Below are 20,171 nucleotides of genomic sequence, written 5' to 3'. Positions count from 1 at the left end.
AAATAGTACTGAAATGAGACATCTTCTTCTCATCGCGCAAATATTGCTGGTATCAGCCTGACTCCTATTTTTTAGGTAATAGGCAAAATCGTTGATGCTATGCTTGCTCGCTGTTAATAGTAAACACCAGCAATCGTCCAAGTATTATGGTTATTTTAACATCTTAAAAAGATGACACACTTGCCATATTATTTTTGTTGACTTACTCACACCTTGTTACAATTTTCTTGTTTTTGTGCAAGGCCTGCTGAATATTTCCTGATAGTATGTGAACTTTTCTCAAAATCTCATACTAAGGATGCAAAAAATGCGCCGACAAAGTTACAACCCTAAGCCACTTTGTCTGGCAATTTTCCTTGCATTCCCGGTTTTGGCCATTCCTAGCTTTGCTGCCGAGCCTTATCCCGCGCTGCCGCCTACGTTGTCTTCTTCAGTGACCCCGAATATCATGTTGTATATCGATACTTCAGGCAGTATGTTGCAAGATACCAATAATGCATGGATGTTAACTAATATTTGTGATTCGAACGCCAACTGGAGCGGATGCGTTAATAACGATGCAAACTATCGCGCCAAAATTGATATCAACCCAAATACCAAGATGAATAAAGCCAAGGGCGTGGCTAAGGAGTTAATTAAAAATAACCGCAATTTGCGTTTCGGACTATTCTCTTTTGAAGATAAACCCGGCAGCATTGGGGGGGCTGAGCGCTCCGAGGCTGGCGTACTGCGCGCTGGAATCAAAGATATTGATGAGCCGAATAATGATACTAATTATAATAATTTAAATGCAGCGATTTCCGCCCTTAATGGCAGAACAGGGACGCCTTTAGGCGAAGGTTTGTTGGAAGTTACACGTTATTTCGAAGGAAAATCCTCTCTTTACAATAAAATTACGGGTAACTACACGAGCCCGATACAGTATCGCTGCCAGAAAAATTTTGTCATTGTCGTTACCGACGGTGATGCTACCGGGGACGACAACTTGCCCGGCTCTAGCATGCCGGCTCTTGCCTATGTCGCTCGCGATCAAAATGGCGCTTCGGTGCCAAAAAATTTCTCCGTATGTACAAAGGCCGACACGAATGCTGCTGATGACTTGTCGGTCAACTGTCCGTCCGAGCTGGAAAAAGACGATGGTAGCTTCACCAATACCAATCCCGGCTTTGGAAGCGGCAACCCGAACAATCGCTTTCGGGCGATACGCGACGTAGCCAAATATGCACGCGTCGCTGATTTACGGATAGGCGGCAATGATGCGGATGGTAAGTCCTTTGATGATGTGAAATTTGCCAAGCAAAATTTAATCACCTATACAGTTGGATTTGGCACTGACAATGACGTTTTACCAGCGGCCGCCAAAGTAGGCGGCGGCAAATATAAAACAACCACTGACGAAAAACAACTGGCTGCTGCGTTGAAATCAGCAGTTGATAGTATCGTGGCATCAACCTCAAACGCGGGTGGTGTCGCCACCCAAAGCGAAATTACCACCGCTGGCAACAAGGTGTTTCAACCGGTATTTAATCCTGCTGGTTGGTATGGCCAACTCTTATGTTATTCACTGAACGCCGACGGTACCGTGGGTGCCGCTTGTACGCCTAGCCCTGAAGCGGTGATACCTGCCGAGTCCGCTCGCAAGATACATACGTCTAAGGTAAATAATTTGTTTCAGACTGAGCGTTACTCTTTCGCCACCAGTAACCTCACTAGCTTATCGCCCGCACAGAAATTATCACTGGGTGCAGATGCCACAGAACAAACAAAAGTGATGCGATTCCTGCGTGGCGAAGAGTTGATTGCAGGCTTTCGCTCCCGCTATAACGCGACTTTGGGTAAAACAATCTTGCTGGGCGACATCGTTGATGGTCAACCCGTGGTGGTCACCAAGCCTAGTGGCTCGACTCCGGAAGCGGATTACGCCAGTTATATTAGCAGCAATGCGGCGCGTAATATTGTCTTGATCGGTGCCAACGATGGGATGGCACATGCTTTTGATATCGCGACCATGGGCGAACTGATGGGTTATATCCCGCAGGCAGTTTACCCCCGCTTGAAGGCACTGACGGCCAGCGATTATGGACAAAGCGCAGGCACACCGCATACTTACCATGTGAATGGCAGCATGCGCCAACAAGATATCAAAACTGGCACTAGCTGGAAGACCGTCGTGGTGGGAGGTTTAGGCCAAGGGGGGCAGGGCTATTACGCACTCGATGCAACTAACAATGCGCAACTAAGTGCCGCAACTTCCGCCATTAAGTGGGAATATAATGATATCAACGATAAGAGTATGGGGTATACGCTAGGCACTCCACTGATTTATAACGTCAGGACAGGTACAAATACGGTAGTACCAGCGGCAATATTCGCCAATGGCTATGAGAGCAATTGGGACGACACCGCTAGTGGTGGACAAAAAACTACGAATAAAGAATCCGTCTTGACTATCCTAAATGCTGAGACTGGGGCAATCATCGCAAGAATCCCAGTAACGGGCAGCTCTGGTCTATCCTCGCCTGCGGGCTTAGATTATGGACAAGATGGAGTACTTGATTTTGTCTATGCCGGTGATGTGAATGGTAAATTATGGCGCTTTGATTTGACCGACCCTAATAATTTTAAAGTGGCGAGCAATCCGCTGTTTGATGCAGGTGCCGGCCATCCCATCATCATGCGCCCCGGTTTAATCCCGGTAAATAAAGCGGCCGATGGCACCCCGCTCGGAAATGTTATTTTATTTGGTACCGGTCAATTGCTCACCAATATCGACCGTAAGGACACCACGACCCAAACTCTGTATGGGGTGCTTGACAAGATGGAGTCCAACCCTAGTACCGTCTCAATCAGTAGTTTGCAACAGCAACAGTTTGAAACCAGCACTTATAGCAAGAACACGACTCGGATCGGCACCTACCGCAAGATCAGTGCTAGTGACGATGCTGCGAATAAACTTGATATTGCCTCGGCTGCCAATTTAGCCTTGTCTGCACCTAAGATGGGCTGGTATATCAATTTACCAGACTCCAGCGAACGCCTAGTCACTTCGCCTATGGTGTTTGAAGACCGCGTGTTATTTGGCACCGGTGTACCGATCAGTACAGAACAATGCCTACCTGGTGGTAGTGGCTGGATCGTCGGTGTCAATCCTCTAACCGGCTCAGTCGTGCGTAAAAACAATAAATCCACCGGGGCTGATTTTAGCTTTATCGACGTTACCGGCGATGGCAAATCGACTGCCGCAGATAAAATCGGCACTGGCCCTACTATCTCCTATATGAGCGGGTACAAAAAAGACGGGATTCCGACCGAACTTAGTTATGTTTCGTCTGCTGCTGTATTAAGCTCACCTAGCGGTAGCGATGGCGGTCTGGGGAATATAGGTAATGTGATTGCCTTGCGCGAGGCAAACTCCATGGGTGTGTATACAGGACATGGCACGAGTACCACCACCAGAGGTATCGCGATAGCGCGCCAGGCATCGAACAAGGGCTGCGTGTATGGCGGCGTGCTGGGCAAGTCGGACCTGGACAAAGATTGCATGCCAGAGCCTCCTTCAGGCGCGGTGAAGATTGAAACCACTCTCTGGCGCGAGATTAAATAATGAGAACGAATAACAGAGTGCTTTGGCTAAATCGCAACATAACAGGATTTAGCTTAATCGAACTAATGGTAGCTCTCAGTATTTCCGCCATTCTTTTAGCGGTCGCCATACCTAATATGAGCGGTTTAGTACGCGATGCCCGCTTGTCTGCTCAGACCGATTTATTGGTTCGCACCATCAATGGCACGCGCATGGAGGCAATCAAACAGCGCAAAAATTTCAAGGTATGTCCGGCTGCAACACCAGATACGGCGACAGTATGCTCGACCGACGCCAACGATTGGATCAAGGGTTGGCTAGTAATTGAAGGTACTACCATCAGCCAACGTATCTCGAGCAAATCTGGTGTTACGGTTAGCAGCGCGGCGCTTGCTGTGGAGTTTGTCGGAACCCTAGGCACGCCGACCGCCGCTAGCAGCTTTACCATTTGCGCCCCAACTCGTAAGCAAATGACAGTCAATATTGCCGCCTCTGGGCGTGTCGATAAGCGAATTGATGCGACGGTGTGCTCATGAGGATATCCAAATTTAAGCTGAAAACTATGAAGATGAAACGTCAGAGCGGTGTCAGTCTGCTGGAGGTTATGGTGGCGATGTTCATATTGGGCTTTGGCTTATTAGGACTGAGCGCTACCCAGTCTAAAAACATTACCATGAATCAGAGCGTTTTTTATCGCAGCATTGCGGTAGATCTCGGCAATGACCTGGGGGATCGCATACGTGCGATCCGTACACCTTACATGGTAAGTACTGGCGCCAATCCGGCACCAGCAAAGCCACCCGATTTTTCTAAGTGCAGCCCGACACCAGCTAGTTGCGCTAACCAAGACGGTGATAGAGCAAGTTATCAAGCTTTGGTGAATAGCGAAATGATTGAATGGAATGGCATCTTGACCTCGCAATTGCCAGGCGCAAGTTTCACCTTAGCTTCGACGGCCAGTTCTTCGACAGATTATTTTCGCTATGTTCTGACGATTACGTGGCTAGATAATCGCAAAGAGGCCTCTAATACTAGTTACAGCGTGGTGATCGAATAATGAGTATGCGTAAAAACGGCTTTTCGCTCATAGAGTTAATGATAGCGATTACCATATCTATGGTCGGTCTGATTGCGGTTGGCAATAACTACACTTCGTCTCGACACACTTACAAATTGCAGAGCATGCAATCAGCGCTGACCGAAGAAGGACTATATGCACTTTCCATGATGCAACGCGTCATTTCTCAGGCAGGTTTTCGACAGTCACCAGCCCAGGAAATTGCCGCCGATCATATCGCGATCTCAGCAAACGGGCTAACACTCAAGTTCGAAGCCGACGGTACAAATTTAATTGGATGCAATGGTGCGGTGCCGGCGGCGGCGGCGGCACAGACACTGGTCATAAAGAAGACGAGTGATGGAAAATTGCAATGTGGAGCGATAGACTGGATTGCACCGGCAGTATCTGGTACTGGAAACAGTAGCGAAGTCGTCGATTTTCAAGTGAAATTTGGTATCGATACCGGCCCGACCGGCACCATCGCCAATTTTGGTTGCGGGGTAACATTGGGCGATGGCACCAAGCCGCGTGACTGTATCGCTGATAGTTATGTCACGGCCTTACCAACTGGCGTGACTGCAGATCAGATCATGGCAGTCAAGCTCTGCTTGCTATTACGTTCAGAGGCATCTGATAGCTCTTTAGTAAAAGCCGCAGCGGTAAAAAATTGCTCAGGCGTCGACGTGGCAAATACACAAAGCGATCATAAGCTCTATCGTGTGTTTCGAACTACCATCTTGCTTAAGAACCGCTAGGAATTTTCATGCATAAAAAGCAAAAAAAACAAAACGGCTTTATTTTGATCGTCGCGCTAATCTTATTGGTGTCGGTGACTTTATTGGTCCTGAACGGGATGCGCTTGGCCAATGTTGGCGAACGCATGAGTGGTAGCAGCATGGATCGGGGGCGCGCAAAAATGGCGGCAGAACAAGCCTTGACACAAGGCCTTGCCTTGCTTCAAACCGCTGGAACGGCTTGTCTTGACGGTGGTTGTACCTACGCCAACCTACCAGGAGCTGCCGCTGAACATACTGGTAACAGTTTGCCCGCTAGTTGGAGCGATACAAATGCATCCGCTGCAACAATTGCCTCTGGACAATTAAGTTCAGCGAAATTTTTAATTAACTGGCTAAGCGACGCCTCCTTCACCCCATCACCAACAAAAAATTCTTGTAAAGCCTACAGTATTATGGGACGAGGTGTTGGTTTGAACTCCGCGTCTGTGGTCGTCCTGCAAACCATTGCCTATATTTGCCCAGCTGACTAATAAAATGAAATCACGTATAAAAACTCTCCGCCTATCCCCGCGTTCGAAAGAAACAGGGTTTACCTTAATTGAATTAATGATAGTAGTAGCGATCTTGGGAATACTATTATCCATCGCTCTGCCGGCATACCGACAAAACGTTGTCAAAACGCGCCGAACTGACGTCCAGCAGATAATCGAAGCGCACGCCCAAGCGCTGGAGCGGTATTACTCGACGAATGGAAGGTATGTGACTACGGCAACTGGAACGACCTGCGGTGCTACGGCTCCTTCTGACACGTCTAACTATACGTTTTCAGTTACCTGCGCAGCCAATACATTTAGCATTACGTCTACCCCTGTGGTAGGTTCTATGCAGGCAGCCGATGGTGCTCAGAGTCTGTCGAGTTCTGGTGCCAGGACTGGGACTTGGGCAAAATAAGTTTTTTGCTCGCTATGACCAGAGCTAAATATCAAAAATACCTGCTATATGTTAATAATCGCGACAGCTCTTGATCGCGGTTATTAACATAATTATCGCCCCAGACCACCTGAAGTGCGCGCCAGTTACGCATGGCATCACGTAAATATAGATAAGCTGAAGTTTTTCATTCTCCACCATTCGTAATGAACTCCAGGCAAGCGCCTCATTTTGATAAAATTTGGACTTGTTTTTGCGTCAGATAATCCATCTCGATTTGACAATGAAATCTGCACCTAGGTGCAATGGCTCGAATAAAATGGATGTTAGGTTAATTTAGGGTTTGATCAAACGCACCCAATCCGCCATCTACCGTCCATCAGCATGCCATACAAAATCGACACACTTTAGTTGCGAGAAATCAGCCAGTCTGGGCGCTAGTGATGCACAAGGCGCAGCACCAGATAAAATCATACTCAGAAAATATTAACGGGCACTCGCCCAGGGCGCATATTCCATGCGCCCTACAGGCCAGGCAGGCCGCAAAGGCGCACGGAATATGCGCTCTGGGCTTGCCACTAGAAAGATTTTTACAGGCCTACATCGAACACTGCGGTGTAACTGCTGCAACAGGCATGAGATAGCTCTGTGTAAGCGCAGCAGTTCCGCAAGATCGTTATTTCAAATTTACTGTTTTTGACCGCTAAAGGTTCCCTGTGCCGGCGAATTGCCGCCCCATTGCCACATTCCCATAACGGCACCGCTTTGTGCATCGATACTCCCCATGAACTGGGCTGCACCGGCTTTGCCAGCGCCGGTCAGGATAAATTCACCGATCTGGCTAATCGTCCCAGAGACGGTAAAATTGGTTTTGTACTTACTCGACACGCCCATGCCGGTCATGGCACCGCTGTTATTGACCATGACATTGACCGTACCATTATCGTCACCGGTAAATTTTACCGCGTACATACCACCCAAGCCTGACGCTGCGCCCGCATTATTTGAACTTGGCGGAGCTGAGTAATTACTGCTTGCCGCAGTCGCTTCACGCGGATTGCTAGCACGGATAGAGCCTGCCGCATTGCGTTTTGAGGATGCTGAGGTGGCTTGTATGAGTTGCGGTTTATCGCGAATCGCGAGAGCAATTTTATTGAAGTTATCGAGCAAACTAGCCGCGATCAATTTCCCTTCCGGCGTCTTACTATAACCGCCGGCGCTGGCCCAGCCCATGCCGCCCCAGCCCCAGCCATCAAGGCTAAAATTCATTTTACTAGCCTGACCTTCGGCACTTGCTACCTGTATCCCCGAGCGTACATCGGCCAACAGCAAAGTGGTTTCTGCTTCTTTAAATTTAAGCCCTCCAGCCAAGCCGCCTAAAGCACCTAAGGCCCCCGGCAAGTGGCCGAACAAACCACCGATAGCGCCATTCAAACCTCCGGTATCTTCGGAGAATTGGATCGCCGGTGTCATCACAAAATCGGCCGCCTGCAATTGGCCGCCACCGACATTCGAGCCGTCTTGCATCTGCCCCGCTGCCGCCAGCGCGCGCTCTTGCTGTAAGTTTTGCATCGCGACACCGCGTTCAACGATAGTGAAGCAGCCCGACTCTTGCGCGATCATGCGCAACATGGTCGATGGCGAACCCAACTTGTAACGCCCCAGATAAGTAAGTATCTCGCTTTGTGGCTCGGCAATCGCCAAAGTGCCAAAATTGCGATTACATTTTTCGATTGTGCCCATTTCGGCAGCGTTGGCAACCACCGGTGCGCTACAAAGCAGCAAGGCCGCTGACAACAGCGCCAATTTGCCAGACGGGACTAAGGGTAGTGGCTGCTTCATATTCTCTCCGAAAATGCTAATTTATTAATAAGTTCGGGAGTATATCTTGAAATTTTTGTCAATGCGAAATTTCGCAAAATATTACACTTTTTTACACGAAAATAAACTTAGGCCAGAATTGACACTTAGTCCCGTTGGCACTGTAAAAGTAGATCGGCGGTAAGCATTAACTCCGCATATTCACCTTGCAGGTTACTCAGCGACATCTGGTGAATTTGCTCGGCGCTTTGCAGCCCCCCATTACAATCGACTCTATCAAAAGTAAAACAGGCATCGCTCACCACCACAAGCTTAAAACCCAGACAGGCGGCGCTGCGGGCGCTCGCCTCTACCGAATAATTGGTAGCAACTCCGACCATCACTAGCGAACTGATCCCGCGCCCATGTAGCCAGCGCTCCAGGCCAGAATTGCAAAACGCATCGGTGACGTTTTTTTCCATCACATACTCGTTGACCAATGGTGTAAATCGCGACTGTATCTGAGCGCCAGCTTGCCCCGGCCAAAACACCGAGTCGGGCGAGCGCGACATATGTCGCACGTGGACGATAGGCAAGTCCAAGCTACGCCAGGTCGCCAACAATTGCGCGATATGATCCTCGGCCTCAGGCATGTTTCTAGCTCCTAAGCGAGACTCAGTCATGCCTTGTTGCATATCGATGATGATGAGGGCTGGGTTTGAGGTGATCAGCGTGGAATGATTCATAGATACAAATTCAAAAGTAGCCAGTCATCGACAGGGAAATGGGTCATTGATGTGCAGACATTACAGCTCACGCATTGAAACTCAAAAACAAAACTCCAGAGTGCTCAACTGACATCACCAACGCGAAAAATGGTCTTCGGTAACCCCCACCAAATTGGCTATCTTGCGCACGGGCGCATCCTTGCTGGCCTTTACCCAGCCGCTAAATGTGCCTATCGGTTGTACGTAGCGGCTGGCAGCAATCAGCAGATTTTTATTTTCGCTGCGGCAGCCTTCCGGCTGAAATTCTAGATCGAGCAAACCATCCTCGGTATAAATATGCCAGGGCAACAGGGGTTGCGCGGGATCGAACTCAAACTGTGCAGCTCCCAGAGAAATGAGCTGTCCATCTAGCCATAAGGCGTTTTCATTGTTACCGAAATAGCCCGCCTGCAGATTAAAACCCAGCTCTAGATTATGTGCTGAAGCCCAGCGCCATTCGGTCTCGCGTGCCAGAAAGCCGTTGCTATGATCGAAGCTGGCGATGCCACCGGACAAGTCAAACTCGCGCCCCTTGATGTGGACGCTGCCACGCAAAGGCAGGCCTGAAGATTTCAGCGTGGCATGCACGCTGCCGCCAGCCACCTGGCCGATCGCACTCAAAAATGGCGCTGCTGCTTGCGCATCAAAACTGGCATCAATCGCAAAATCACCGCATTCCAGCGCCAGTTGATAACTCTGGCTGGCGGCCAGGTGACGGTAATCAATATGATTTTTCAGAAAACGAAAACTACTGGAGGCACCATCGGCAGGATGCGTATTCAAGCTGGCACTCAGACCGGGCAGGCCGTCCTGAGAGAAGCTAGCAAGGATGCGCCGCTCGCGCCTATCAAAGACATAGGCAAAGGCAGTATTGGTCCAGCCCACATCGACAATCGCGATACCGCAAAAAATATCGGCGGTCGCCAGCGCCACATATTGCCATTGCTTATGGTGAAAGTGCTGCCATAGCCAACTCCGTTTATGCGGCGCCGCCAGCCCCCGCCAGTCTATCTGCCCCAGCTTGCCGACATATTTACCAAAATTGACACTTCCATTAGTAGCAAGAACACTGGACGGTGCAGCTCCCAATGTCAAAGGGGATGCAGCGTTTACGTCTGAGGGTCGAACCAAAACCGAACTTGAAGCTGTCATATTGGCGATCTAGAAATATTGTAGGAAGTCGCTAAAAACTCAACACCGGGCAAGCCCAGCGCGCATATTCCATGCGCCTTCGCAGAGCATAGGGCCTGCAAGCCGCACCGGCTATGCGCCTTGGGCCTGGCGTCTTGGGAAGTTTGAACGGGAGGCAAAGCCGGGGTTTATTCAAACAGAGGTCGAAAGAATGAGCGTTCATAGCTGACGATGCAACGCGTTTTTTCGGCATATTTAAAAGCGTCTATGCACTCTGGGTCCAGAAAAGATTTTTCGCGATACTCTTCATACAGCGCCATCGATGGGAAACTGAACATCGCCAGTGCAATATTGCTAGCGCCTTCCGATGGCAGAAAATAGCCGTGATGATCTCCACCAAACTTCGCCACCAGCGGTATCCACATCTTTCCGTAAGTCTCAAATTCCATGAGCTTGTACGGATCAATCACATAGCGCAGGTAACAGGTAATCATAGATTTTCTCAAATTGGTAGGAAATTTTGGCAAGACTGATGTCATAGACAAATAATTAATTATTTTAATTCTACCAAGCATTTGATTTTTAGGGAAATAGTGAGCGATCAGCTTCGTAACAGAATACTAGACGGTACAGGATTGGTTGCCAAAACGTGATCTATTGACTCCCATTATCGGCAACTAGCTGAGGCCATCAGCCTGGCCCGACGAGAAATAGCGAAAGACTTAGCATGGGGTATGTGGCTAGCATCCAGATAAGCGATTTTTTCTGTAGGCATTATTAAGAAAACAAAAAAAATATTTCCATGCGGAAATCAAATTACTATGGACAGCTCGCCACAAATGTCCTAGTCTTGAGTTCAGCACGCAATTTTCTTGATTATTTTTTCGCCTGAAATCTTTTTTTATCCTCCACGCAAGCCTAAAATTTTACTCTGATACAAATTTGGTTTCCGCAGAATTTGTGATCAATGCCAGCCGTGGATCTCGTTGTTTAATTGTTCCGGTTTTCATACACAAGGAGTCTTCTCCATGTCTGATCAAGGTCCCATTGCCTACGATGCACACGACGCCTACAACGCCGAGCGCCCCCTCTTAATCGCCTGCGGCTGTGGTGGCAATCATGCCCCACATCAACACGCAGAGCAGCAGAGCAAACAGATCGTCAGCACCGATGAAATCAGTCGTAATTTCCTGGAAGCCGCCTTAGTCAAGGCACTGTTTCCGCACGAGCCAACGCGCAGAGCGTTCTTAAGTGCGGTGGGTCGCAGCACAGCGATGGCGGCCATCGCCAGCCTAGTGCCACTGGCAAGTATGCAGGCCATGGCACAAGAATCTAGCGGCAATTTAGAGCGCAAAGAATTGAAGGTCGGTTTTATCGCGATTACCTGCGCGGCCCCCTTGATCATGGCCGAGCCACTGGGATTTTATCGAGAGCAGGGTCTTAACGTGCACCTGGTCAAAACCGCCGGCTGGGGCATGATACGTGAGAAAGTCATCAAGAAAGAACATGATGCCTCGCACTTTCTCTCGCCTATGCCGCTAGCAATGAGCTTAGGCCTGGGCAATGAGCCCTTCCCCACGTCCGTTGCCACCATACAGAACAATAATGGTCAGGCCATTACTCTGCACTTAAAACATAAAGACAAGCGTGATCCTAAGCAATGGAAGGGTTTCACACTGGCAGTGCCGTTTGTGTATAGCATGCATAATTTTTTACTGCGATATTATCTGGCTGAATTCGGTATCGATCCGGATGCAGACGTCAAAATCGTCGCGGTGCCGCCGCCAGAAATGGTGGCAAAATTAAGCGATGGCAGCATAGATGGTTTTCTCGGGCCAGATCCGTTTAACCAGCGTGCGGTGTTTGACGGTGTCGGCTTTATCCATATCCTGTCGAAAGATATCTGGGACGGGCACCCTTGCTGCGCCTTTGGTGCCAGCGATGAATTTATCAAACAGAATCCAAATACCTTTGCGGCCTTGTTCCGCGCGATCATCAGCGCCTCACTGATCGCCAGCCTGTCTACCGACCGCTATGAAATCGCTAAAACCATCGCACCGCAAGCCTATCTGAATCAGCCGCTGGAAGTGATCTCGCAGATCTTGAGTGGCAAATACCCCGATGGTCTGGGCAATACCCGTTCGGTGCCGGATCGCGCCATCTTCAACCCCGTGCCCTGGCAAAGTATGGCGGTCTGGATGCTGACCCAGATGAAACGCTGGGGCTATATCAAAGGCGACGTCAACTATGCGCAAATCGCCGAAAAGGTATTCATGTTGACCGATGCAAAACAGCATATGGCGCATGCCGGCTGGAATCCGCCCAAGGGCAACTACCGCAAGCACATCATCATGGGAAAAAGCTTTGACGCGCAAAAACCGCAGGAGTATGTGAATAGCTTCGCGATCTCGCATCAGGCCTGAAGTACTGGTATTTTTGAATTGAGGGTTTAAGCAAAATAATCAAGGCTAAACGCGTGTAAGAACCTAGCCGCGCTGTTTGCCCAAGTCGTACGTTGTTTTAAACAAACAAGGAGACAGCATATTGGCGTTGCGCAATTGCCTCTTGGTTGTTACATTATCTGCAACTCACTAAGGGAGGCTTTTCGATGTCGCTATCCATTTTCAAACCTTACGATCCTGAGCACAACAACAGCACATCTTGCTCCTGCGGACAGCACCAAAATTCCGAACAGCATCTCGCCGCAGAATTACATCAGCAAGAGTTAGCCAGTCTGGCGCGGGTACGCGACCCCGAAACCCTGAACCAAGATGTCATCGAAGAAGCGCTAATGCGCGCACTATTTCCCGATGATCAGCTGCGTCGTAATTTCTTACGCGCTGTCGGCATCAACACCGCGCGTGCCGCCATCGCCAGCGTCTTGCCTATGGCGTCATTGCAGGCGATGGCACAAGAAAAAAAAGGCAGTATAGAAAAGAAAGATTTAAAAATTGGCTTTATCGCGATCACTTGCGCTGCGCCCCTGATCATGGCCGATCCGCTGGGCTTCTATAAAAAACAGGGACTCAATGTCTCTCTGCACAAGACCGCAGGCTGGGCCTTGATACGCGACAAGATGGTCAACAAGGAGTTTGATGCCTCGCATTTTTTGTCACCGATGCCGCTGGCGATGTCTATGGGTTTAGGCTCCAATCCCACACAAATGCGGGTCGCCACCATACAAAACATCAATGGTCAGGCGATTACCCTGCATGTCAAACACAAGGACAAACGCGATCCGCGCCTTTGGAAGGGTTTCAAGCTAGCGATACCGTTTGAATATTCCATGCACAATTTTCTGCTGCGTTATTACCTGGCAGAGCACGGACTCGACCCTGATAAAGATGTGCAATTACGCGTCACGCCGCCACCAGAGATGGTGGCAAATCTGCGCGCAGGGAATATCGATGGTTTCCTCGGCCCAGATCCGTTTAACCAACGTGCGGTATATGATGAAGTGGGTTTTATCCACATCTTATCGAAAGAGATCTGGGATGGTCATCCTTGCTGCGCATTTGGTATGTCCGATGAGTTCGTCAAACAAAATCCAAATACCTTTGCGGCACTCTACCGTGCCGTCTTAAACGCTGCCGCTATGGCGCATGACTCTGCACATCGCTCGCTGGTAGCCAAAGTTATTTCTCCGGTAGCCTATTTAAATCAACCTGAAACCGTGGTCGAGCAAGTGCTGACGGGGCGTTATGCCGATGGTTTGGGCAATATCAAAAATGTGCCGAACCGCGCAGATTTCGATCCTGTGCCCTGGTACTCAATGGGCGTATGGATACTGAGCCAGATGAAGCGCTGGGGATATATCAAAGGCGAGGTCGATTACAAGGCGATCACTGAAAGAATTTTTCTACTCACTGATGCGAAGAAATACATGAAGGAATTAGGGCAAACTAGCCCGGATTCAGGCTACAAAAAATTGAAGATTATGGGCAAGGAATTCGATGCAAACAGCGCCGATACCTATATCAATAGTTTTACGATCAAAAGATAAGGTAGTCGATGGCTACTCATTTGGGCCTGCGTGCCGCCCTGATCTCGCTGCTGATTTTCTTGCTGTTTCTGGCAGGATGGCATTTCGCTACCTTACCACCTGCTACTACGTCGGCATCAGTGCTTGCGCCACAGACCCAGCAAGACGACGACTACGCCAAACTAATGGGAAAAAGTAAGGAGAGCGAAAGCAAAGTAACAGGGTTTCCAAGTCCGGCACAAATGGGGCTGGCGATGCGCAAACATTTGTCTGATCCATTTTACGATAATGGCCCCAACGACAAAGGCATAGGCATACAACTAGGCTATTCCCTGGCGCGGGTTGGGCTGGGATTTTTGATTGCGGCTTTGGTTGCAATACCACTTGGCTTTGTGCTTGGCATGTCGCCGCTGATGCAGCGCGCACTCAATCCGTTTATACAAATTCTTAAGCCTATCTCACCTCTGGCATGGATGCCTTTGGCTCTGTACACGATCAAGGACTCTTCTATCTCCGGCGTGTTTGTGATTTTCATCTGTTCGATCTGGCCTATGCTACTCAATACCTCATTTGGTGTGGCGGCGGTAAGGAAAGAATGGATTAATGTTGCCAGAACCCTGGAAGTGTCACCACTACGCAAAGCCCTGCTAGTAATACTGCCCGCCGCCGCACCGACTATTTTGACCGGCATGCGCATCTCTATGGGAATCGCCTGGTTAGTCATCGTCGCCGCCGAGATGTTGGTGGGTGGCACCGGGATTGGTTATTTCGTCTGGAACGAATGGAACAACCTGTCGCTGACCAGCGTGATGTTCGCGATCCTATTGATAGGCGTGGTAGGGATGTTGCTCGATCTGATCTTCGCGCGTCTGCAACAGTTTGTCAGCTATGTTGACTGAACCTGGGATCATGGAAACCGCTTTTTTAAATGTAAAATCTTTGGCGAAGCGCTTTGAGACCGAGGAGTCATCGGTATTTTACGATGTCAGTTTCGGCATAGAAAAAGGCGAATTCATTTGCATCATCGGCCACTCCGGCTGCGGAAAAACCACCATACTCAATCTGCTAGCCGGTTTAGATAGCGCGACCGCCGGCAGCATCAAAATGGATGGTAAAGAAATTTCTGGGCCTAGTCTGGATAGAGGTGTGGTATTTCAAGGGCATGCGCTGATGCCCTGGCTGAGCGTCTTGCAAAATGTTGAGTTCGCAGTCAAATCGCGCTGGCCGGACTTTCACAAAACCGAGGTCACCGCTCAGGCGATGCACTATCTGAAGATGGTCGGCCTGGTGGGCGCAGAGCACAAAAAACCTTCAGAATTATCCGGCGGCATGAAACAGCGCGTAGGCATAGCACGTGCTTTTTCTATAGAGCCAAAAATGCTTTTGCTGGATGAACCCTTTGGCGCACTCGACGCGTTGACGCGCGGCGTGATCCAGGATGAATTGCTGAAAATTTGTGCAGCGACGCATCAAACAGTGTTCATGGTTACCCATGATGTTGATGAGGCGATTTTACTCGCCGATCGCATCATGCTGATGTCAAATGGCCCGCATGCGCGCATTGCGGAGATCGTCGTCAATACCATGCCCAAGAATCGTACTCGCGCCACCATGCATCACGATCCCCAGTTCTATAAAATACGCAATCACATGGTTGATTTTCTGGTTAACCGTTCACGCCTGATACAAGAGCAAAGCGTCAGCGCGCGCCATACAGCCAGTGACGAAGTGACACGGGTAGTACGCCCTGGTCTGGATATAGACGCAAGCTCCGAGGAATCGAACACGGCAACTAGCCTTGAACAACGCAATCAAAACTGGCGCAATGCGCCGCATCTTTAACAGTTTGGCACGTCTTCAATCTTTCAGTATTTGTCTACCCCCATCACTAAAGGAGAAACACTCATGGATAGAAATCAAGTCAGCGTAAAAATACTCTCTGCCAAGGTTGCAAGAAAAATGCGCTGGAGCGACATTGCTGCAAAAATGGGTAAGAGCAAGGAATGGACTACCGCCGCGCTCCTGGGTCAAATGAGTCTGGATGAGCATCAAGCCGAGATCGCGCAAAACTTGTTCTCGTTGACCGCCGAAGAAACCGCCTGGTTACAAATAGTGCCCTACAAAGGCTCACTGCCCACCGCGGTTCCGACCGACCCTTTGATTTACCGCTGGTACGAAATCGTCAATGTCTATGGCACAACCATCAAAGAACTGATCCATGAAGAATTCGGTGATGGCATCATGAGCGCGATCGATTTCTCTATGGATATCACGCGTGAACCCGATCCGAAAGGTGATAGGGTCAAGGTCGTTTTAAGCGGAAAATTTTTGCCTTACAAATCGTATTAAGATCGCCCCTCGGCGCCCCCTCCGCCTGCTTTAGGCAATGCCGTGGTAGCGATTAGCATCTCTGCTACGGCGAACTATCCATCTCTTGTTAAGCGCTCTATGCACGTCAAAAACCGCGGCGCGCTATACTCCAAATATTCGCCTTGTGATGTGCCGACTTATCTACGCACCGTAAACATATTTCTTAGGTAACTTTATGCAAAAAATACAGCACGATTTTGAGTATGATCTCTTGGTCGTTGGTGGTGGCAGTGGCGGTGTACGCGCAGCACGCATGGCAGCCCAGCGCGGTGCCCGCGTGGCCTTGGTCGAGAGCGCCGCACTAGGTGGCACCTGCGTCAATGTAGGCTGCATTCCGAAAAAACTTTATAGCTATGCCGCCCATTACGCGGAGGCCTTTGAAGAGGCGCATGGTTATGGCTGGAGCATGCCAGAAAAACCGCACCTCGATTGGGAACGATTGAAGGCCAACCGCGCCACAGAAATCAGCCGGCTAAACGGCATTTATCAAAACCTGTTGAGCAATGCTGGGGTGACGATCATTGCAGGCTGGGCGCAATTGATTGACGCCAATACGGTACAGGTCAATGCTCAAAGCTACAGCGCCAATAAACTCCTGATCGCCACTGGCGGCACACCGATGCTACCTGAAATTTCTGGCAAAGAATTCATACTGAGTTCAGATCAGATCTTCGACATAAGCCCTTTCCCGCAGCGGCTGTTGGTGGTCGGCGGCGGCTATATCGCCTGCGAATTCGCCTCGATTTTCAATGGACTGGGGGCACAGGTTACACAGGTATATCGTGGCGAACAGGTATTGCGCGGCTTTGATGAAGATGTACGTCACTTTCTGGCTGCCGAAGTGAGGAAGGCTGGTGTAGATCTGCGCTTGAACGCCGATGTCGCCACCATCGAGCGCCAGCCAGATGGTCTGCAGATTACACTCAAAGATGGCACTAGTTTGACGGTCGATGCAGTCTTGTACGCCACCGGACGCGTGCCCAAAGTGAGCAATCTAGGGCTGGAAAATGCGGCCATCAAACAAAGTGCCAGCGGTGCCATCATCGTTGATCAAAACTATCAAAGTTCAGCGCCTTCAATTTACGCACTCGGTGATGTCACGGCGCGCATACAACTAACCCCGGTCGCATTGGGTGAAGCGATGCAACTGGTCGATCATCTGTTTGGTGATGACAGCAAAAAAATGGACTATGAACTGATCCCCACTGCCGTGTTTACCCATCCGAATATCGCCACGGTAGGGTATAGCGAGGCCGATGCGCGTGCCCAATTTAGTAAGATCCGCGTCTATCGCAGTGAGTTCAAAGCGCTCAAACATACCTTAAGCGGCAACACCGAACGCACGCTGATGAAGCTGGTCGTGGACGATGCCAGCGACAAAGTGATAGGTCTGCACATGGTGGGGGCCGACGCCGGTGAAATAGTACAGGGCTTTGCGGTGGCCATGAAGGCCGGCGCCACCAAGGCGCTGTTCGACAGCACCATAGGCATACACCCCACCGCCGCTGAAGAATTTGTCACCATGCGGGTGGCAGTAGGCGATTAACTATATCTCTTGCAGCAATCTAAAATCGAGCAAGCCCAGCGCGCATATCCCATGCGGGTCTCCAGCCTGCATGGCCTGCAGCCCGCATGGGATATGCGCGTTGGGCTAGGCAGCTAAAAGAAGATTTGATTAACTGGCCAACAGGCCTGATAATCCGCCTCATATACCAAGATAAACAGCTGCCCTCATGAAAAAAACACCCAGCCCTGAGCTCGACTTACTGACACTCGATAAGCAGTTTTGTTTCTCCCTGTATTCAGCCTCACTGGCGATGACCAAGACCTATAAGCCTTTGCTGGAAAAAATTGGGCTGACCTATCCGCAGTATTTGGTGATGCTGGTGTTGTGGCAGCAAGACGGTATTTTAGTCAAAGACATAGGCGAATTATTATTTCTCGATTCCGGCACGCTCACGCCCTTACTCAAACGGATGGAAGCTGCGCGATTAGTGCAGCGCACGCGCGATGCACTGGATGAACGCCAGGTGCGCATTACTCTCACGCCTGAAGGCAGAGAACTCAAGCAAGCCGCAAAAACAATACCGATCTCAGTGATGTGCGCCAGCGGTCAGAGCGCCGAGGTGTTAATGCAACTGCGCGGCCAGTTAACGCAGATTCGCGATGACTTAAGCAAAAATAATTAAGCCAAAGTAGAACTGACACTGCGCGCAGCCAACAAACTCAGCAGACGAAGGAAGAAATAACCTATTTCTATCCACGCGAAAACATTTCAAATTAAATTGCACACAATTAAATTGTGCGCTATTATCCTTCTGTCGGCCCTGCTCTCCGCCGTAATAAGACGCCCGATTTGATGCGCGTTCACAGCTAGCTAACTCACACTTTTATCAAGGAAATATCATGCAAGTACTTTACACAGCAAACGCAACAGCAACAGGCGGTCGTGATGGCCGCGCCACATCTAGCGACCAACATCTGGACGTTAAGTTGACGACACCAAAAGAACTCGGTGGCGCCGGTGGTGATGGTACTAATCCGGAACAAATGTTCGCCGCCGGTTATTCCGCCTGCTTCATCGGCGCTATGAAATTTGTCTCCGCCGCCATGAAGATTAGCTTGCCAGCCGACACCACCGTCAACGGTCTGGTTGGCATAGGCCCCAACGGCAAGGGTGGTTTTGGCTTGGAAGTGGCGCTCAACGTGAGCATCCCTGGTATGGAACGCGCCACTGCAGAAGCGCTAGTGCATAAGGCGCATGAAGTTTGCCCTTACTCAAACGCTACCCGCGGCAATATCGATGTTAAAGTTACTTTGCTGTAATTGCACTAGGCACTGTTAGTTCTAGAAAGCCACTCGGCGTACCGAGCGGCTTTTTTTTTTGACGTTTGCAATCGAGCGCCATTATTTTTCAATGCTGATGTAAAGCTTGCTTGACATTGCCAATTTTACGTTTAATATGTAAAGACTGCTTTACATGGAATATGTTAGTTTTGCTGGAATCCGGGTAAGTGCAGGTTTCATCAACAGGCATATAAAGAATCTTTATGTGCTTTTTCGCCCCCAGATGTCAAACAAACTTTACAAAATGGAGCATTAGCATGCGTGAGAAACAAATAAATCAACTTTATCTACGTGAGTTTTTTGGATCTATCTTGCTTTACCTGATTGTTCTCTTCCCCATCACCTGGATTGCCAAAGACATGCCAGATAGCATGACCCGCACCATACTTGCGCTCACGCCCATGCTGCCAGCACTAGGAATGTTATGGGCGATCCTGCGTCACTTCAAGCGCATGGATGAATATCTGAGAATCTGGAACTTGGAATGCATCGCATTGGCAGGTGCCTTGACCGCCATTTTCAGTCTCACCTATGGTTTTTTGGAAGGTGTAGGCTTTCCCCGTTTGAGTATGTTCGTCATCTGGGGCGTCTTTATGGGCGGCTGGGGCATCATTGCCTGTGTGCGCAAATCGATGGAAAAATGAAATGAAAAACCATGTCAGAGAATTGCGTGGCGCACGAGAGTGGAGTCAAGCCCAATTGGCCGATCAACTGGAAGTCTCGCGGCAAACCATCAATGCGATAGAGACGGGGCGCTATGATCCGAGTTTGCCATTAGCATTTGCGATTGCGAAGTTATTTCAACAATCTATAGAAGAAATTTTTCAGACTGATTGATAAAAAAAATTTAACGAATATCCAGCATACACCCTGAGTTTAATATTGATTAAGGACCCTCGCCAGAACGTAAAAAGGGCAGATGATTTGAAGCATCTGCCCTTTTTACGTTCTGGCGAAGAGCAAT

At 49.5% G+C, this 20,171-nt stretch carries 20 protein-coding genes and 1 pseudogene; 17 read left to right on the top strand and 4 right to left on the bottom strand.

The features are described 5' to 3' along the window. Positions 1-307 precede the first annotated feature (307 nt). The 7 genes and pseudogenes from ACO0K8_RS16540 (at position 308) to ACO0K8_RS16510 (ending at position 6,331) form a co-directional block, all read left to right on the top strand. On the top strand, positions 308-3,604 hold the full coding sequence (locus ACO0K8_RS16540; protein ID WP_422947752.1) for a pilus assembly protein: 3,297 nt from the start codon (positions 308-310) through the stop codon (positions 3,602-3,604). Continuing rightward, a pseudogene (locus ACO0K8_RS16535) lies at positions 3,604-3,708 on the top strand (prepilin-type N-terminal cleavage/methylation domain-containing protein); the annotation flags it as partial. The gene ACO0K8_RS16540 and the pseudogene ACO0K8_RS16535, both read left to right, overlap by 1 nt. Before the next feature lie 12 nt (positions 3,709-3,720). Continuing rightward, entirely contained in the window at positions 3,721-4,119 is a 399-nt protein-coding gene (locus ACO0K8_RS16530; protein ID WP_422947768.1) for a GspH/FimT family pseudopilin, read from the top strand. Between the two features lie 26 nt (positions 4,120-4,145). Beyond that, entirely contained in the window at positions 4,146-4,640 is a 495-nt protein-coding gene (gene pilV, locus ACO0K8_RS16525; protein WP_422947751.1) for a type IV pilus modification protein PilV, read from the top strand. Beyond that, on the top strand, positions 4,640-5,398 hold the full coding sequence (locus ACO0K8_RS16520; RefSeq protein ID WP_422947750.1) for a PilW family protein: 759 nt from the start codon (positions 4,640-4,642) through the stop codon (positions 5,396-5,398). The genes pilV and ACO0K8_RS16520 overlap by 1 nt, the downstream gene beginning before the upstream one ends. Positions 5,399-5,406: 8 nt before the next feature. Then, on the top strand, positions 5,407-5,910 hold the full coding sequence (locus ACO0K8_RS16515) for a pilus assembly PilX family protein (RefSeq protein ID WP_422947749.1): 504 nt from the start codon (positions 5,407-5,409) through the stop codon (positions 5,908-5,910). A 4-nt stretch (positions 5,911-5,914) separates the two neighbouring features. Next, entirely contained in the window at positions 5,915-6,331 is a 417-nt protein-coding gene (locus ACO0K8_RS16510) for a type IV pilin protein (RefSeq protein ID WP_422947748.1), read from the top strand. A 666-nt stretch (positions 6,332-6,997) separates the two neighbouring features. On the opposite strand, the gene ACO0K8_RS16505 is transcribed toward ACO0K8_RS16510, so the two are convergent. From ACO0K8_RS16505 to ACO0K8_RS16490, 4 genes are all read right to left on the bottom strand, one after another. Beyond that, entirely contained in the window at positions 6,998-8,152 is a 1,155-nt protein-coding gene (locus ACO0K8_RS16505) for a CsgG/HfaB family protein (RefSeq protein ID WP_422947747.1), read from the bottom strand. Between the two features lie 125 nt (positions 8,153-8,277). Next, positions 8,278-8,856 carry a cysteine hydrolase family protein gene (locus ACO0K8_RS16500; RefSeq protein WP_422947746.1) on the bottom strand — a complete coding sequence of 193 codons (579 nt, stop codon included), beginning with the start codon at positions 8,854-8,856 and terminating at the stop codon, positions 8,278-8,280. Between the two features lie 114 nt (positions 8,857-8,970). Beyond that, positions 8,971-10,029 (bottom strand): DUF2804 domain-containing protein, encoded by a 1,059-nt coding sequence (locus ACO0K8_RS16495; protein ID WP_422947745.1) that lies wholly within the window; start codon positions 10,027-10,029, stop codon positions 8,971-8,973. A 167-nt stretch (positions 10,030-10,196) separates the two neighbouring features. Next, positions 10,197-10,502 (bottom strand): NIPSNAP family protein, encoded by a 306-nt coding sequence (locus ACO0K8_RS16490; protein ID WP_422947744.1) that lies wholly within the window; start codon positions 10,500-10,502, stop codon positions 10,197-10,199. Between the two features lie 534 nt (positions 10,503-11,036). On the opposite strand from ACO0K8_RS16490, the gene ACO0K8_RS16485 reads away from it, so the two are divergent. The 10 genes from ACO0K8_RS16485 to ACO0K8_RS16440 all read left to right on the top strand — a co-directional run bounded on the left by ACO0K8_RS16485 (position 11,037) and on the right by ACO0K8_RS16440 (position 20,044). Continuing rightward, positions 11,037-12,431, top strand: a complete 1,395-nt coding sequence (locus tag ACO0K8_RS16485) for a CmpA/NrtA family ABC transporter substrate-binding protein (protein WP_422947743.1) — start codon at positions 11,037-11,039, stop codon at positions 12,429-12,431. Positions 12,432-12,616: 185 nt separating this feature from the next. Further along, positions 12,617-14,011 carry a CmpA/NrtA family ABC transporter substrate-binding protein gene (locus ACO0K8_RS16480; RefSeq protein ID WP_422947742.1) on the top strand — a complete coding sequence of 465 codons (1,395 nt, stop codon included), beginning with the start codon at positions 12,617-12,619 and terminating at the stop codon, positions 14,009-14,011. 8 nt (positions 14,012-14,019) lie between these two features. Next, on the top strand, positions 14,020-14,889 hold the full coding sequence (gene ntrB, locus ACO0K8_RS16475; protein WP_422947741.1) for a nitrate ABC transporter permease: 870 nt from the start codon (positions 14,020-14,022) through the stop codon (positions 14,887-14,889). 10 nt (positions 14,890-14,899) lie between these two features. Then, the gene (locus tag ACO0K8_RS16470; protein ID WP_422947767.1) at positions 14,900-15,832 is read left to right on the top strand and encodes an ABC transporter ATP-binding protein; all 933 of its coding nucleotides are present in this window, start codon (positions 14,900-14,902) and stop codon (positions 15,830-15,832) included. 63 nt (positions 15,833-15,895) lie between these two features. After that, the gene (cynS, locus tag ACO0K8_RS16465) at positions 15,896-16,339 is read left to right on the top strand and encodes a cyanase (RefSeq protein ID WP_422947740.1); all 444 of its coding nucleotides are present in this window, start codon (positions 15,896-15,898) and stop codon (positions 16,337-16,339) included. Positions 16,340-16,535: 196 nt separating this feature from the next. Then, positions 16,536-17,906 carry a glutathione-disulfide reductase gene (gene gorA, locus ACO0K8_RS16460; RefSeq protein ID WP_422947739.1) on the top strand — a complete coding sequence of 457 codons (1,371 nt, stop codon included), beginning with the start codon at positions 16,536-16,538 and terminating at the stop codon, positions 17,904-17,906. A 187-nt stretch (positions 17,907-18,093) separates the two neighbouring features. Then, entirely contained in the window at positions 18,094-18,549 is a 456-nt protein-coding gene (locus ACO0K8_RS16455; protein WP_422947738.1) for a MarR family winged helix-turn-helix transcriptional regulator, read from the top strand. A 217-nt stretch (positions 18,550-18,766) separates the two neighbouring features. After that, entirely contained in the window at positions 18,767-19,186 is a 420-nt protein-coding gene (locus tag ACO0K8_RS16450) for an organic hydroperoxide resistance protein (protein ID WP_126126739.1), read from the top strand. 278 nt (positions 19,187-19,464) lie between these two features. Next, complete coding sequence (locus ACO0K8_RS16445) at positions 19,465-19,851, top strand: hypothetical protein (protein ID WP_422947737.1); 387 nt, start codon at positions 19,465-19,467, stop codon at positions 19,849-19,851. Position 19,852: 1 nt separating this feature from the next. Then, positions 19,853-20,044, top strand: a complete 192-nt coding sequence (locus ACO0K8_RS16440) for a helix-turn-helix transcriptional regulator (RefSeq protein ID WP_126126741.1) — start codon at positions 19,853-19,855, stop codon at positions 20,042-20,044. Positions 20,045-20,171: the final 127 nt, after the last annotated feature.

It is taken from the genome of Undibacterium sp. Ren11W, assembly GCF_049340485.1.
In the GTDB taxonomy this organism is placed as follows: domain Bacteria; phylum Pseudomonadota; class Gammaproteobacteria; order Burkholderiales; family Burkholderiaceae_D; genus Undibacterium.
The sequence above is the reverse complement of the archived record's forward strand: the minus strand, read 5'-3'. Positions and strand labels throughout refer to the sequence as shown.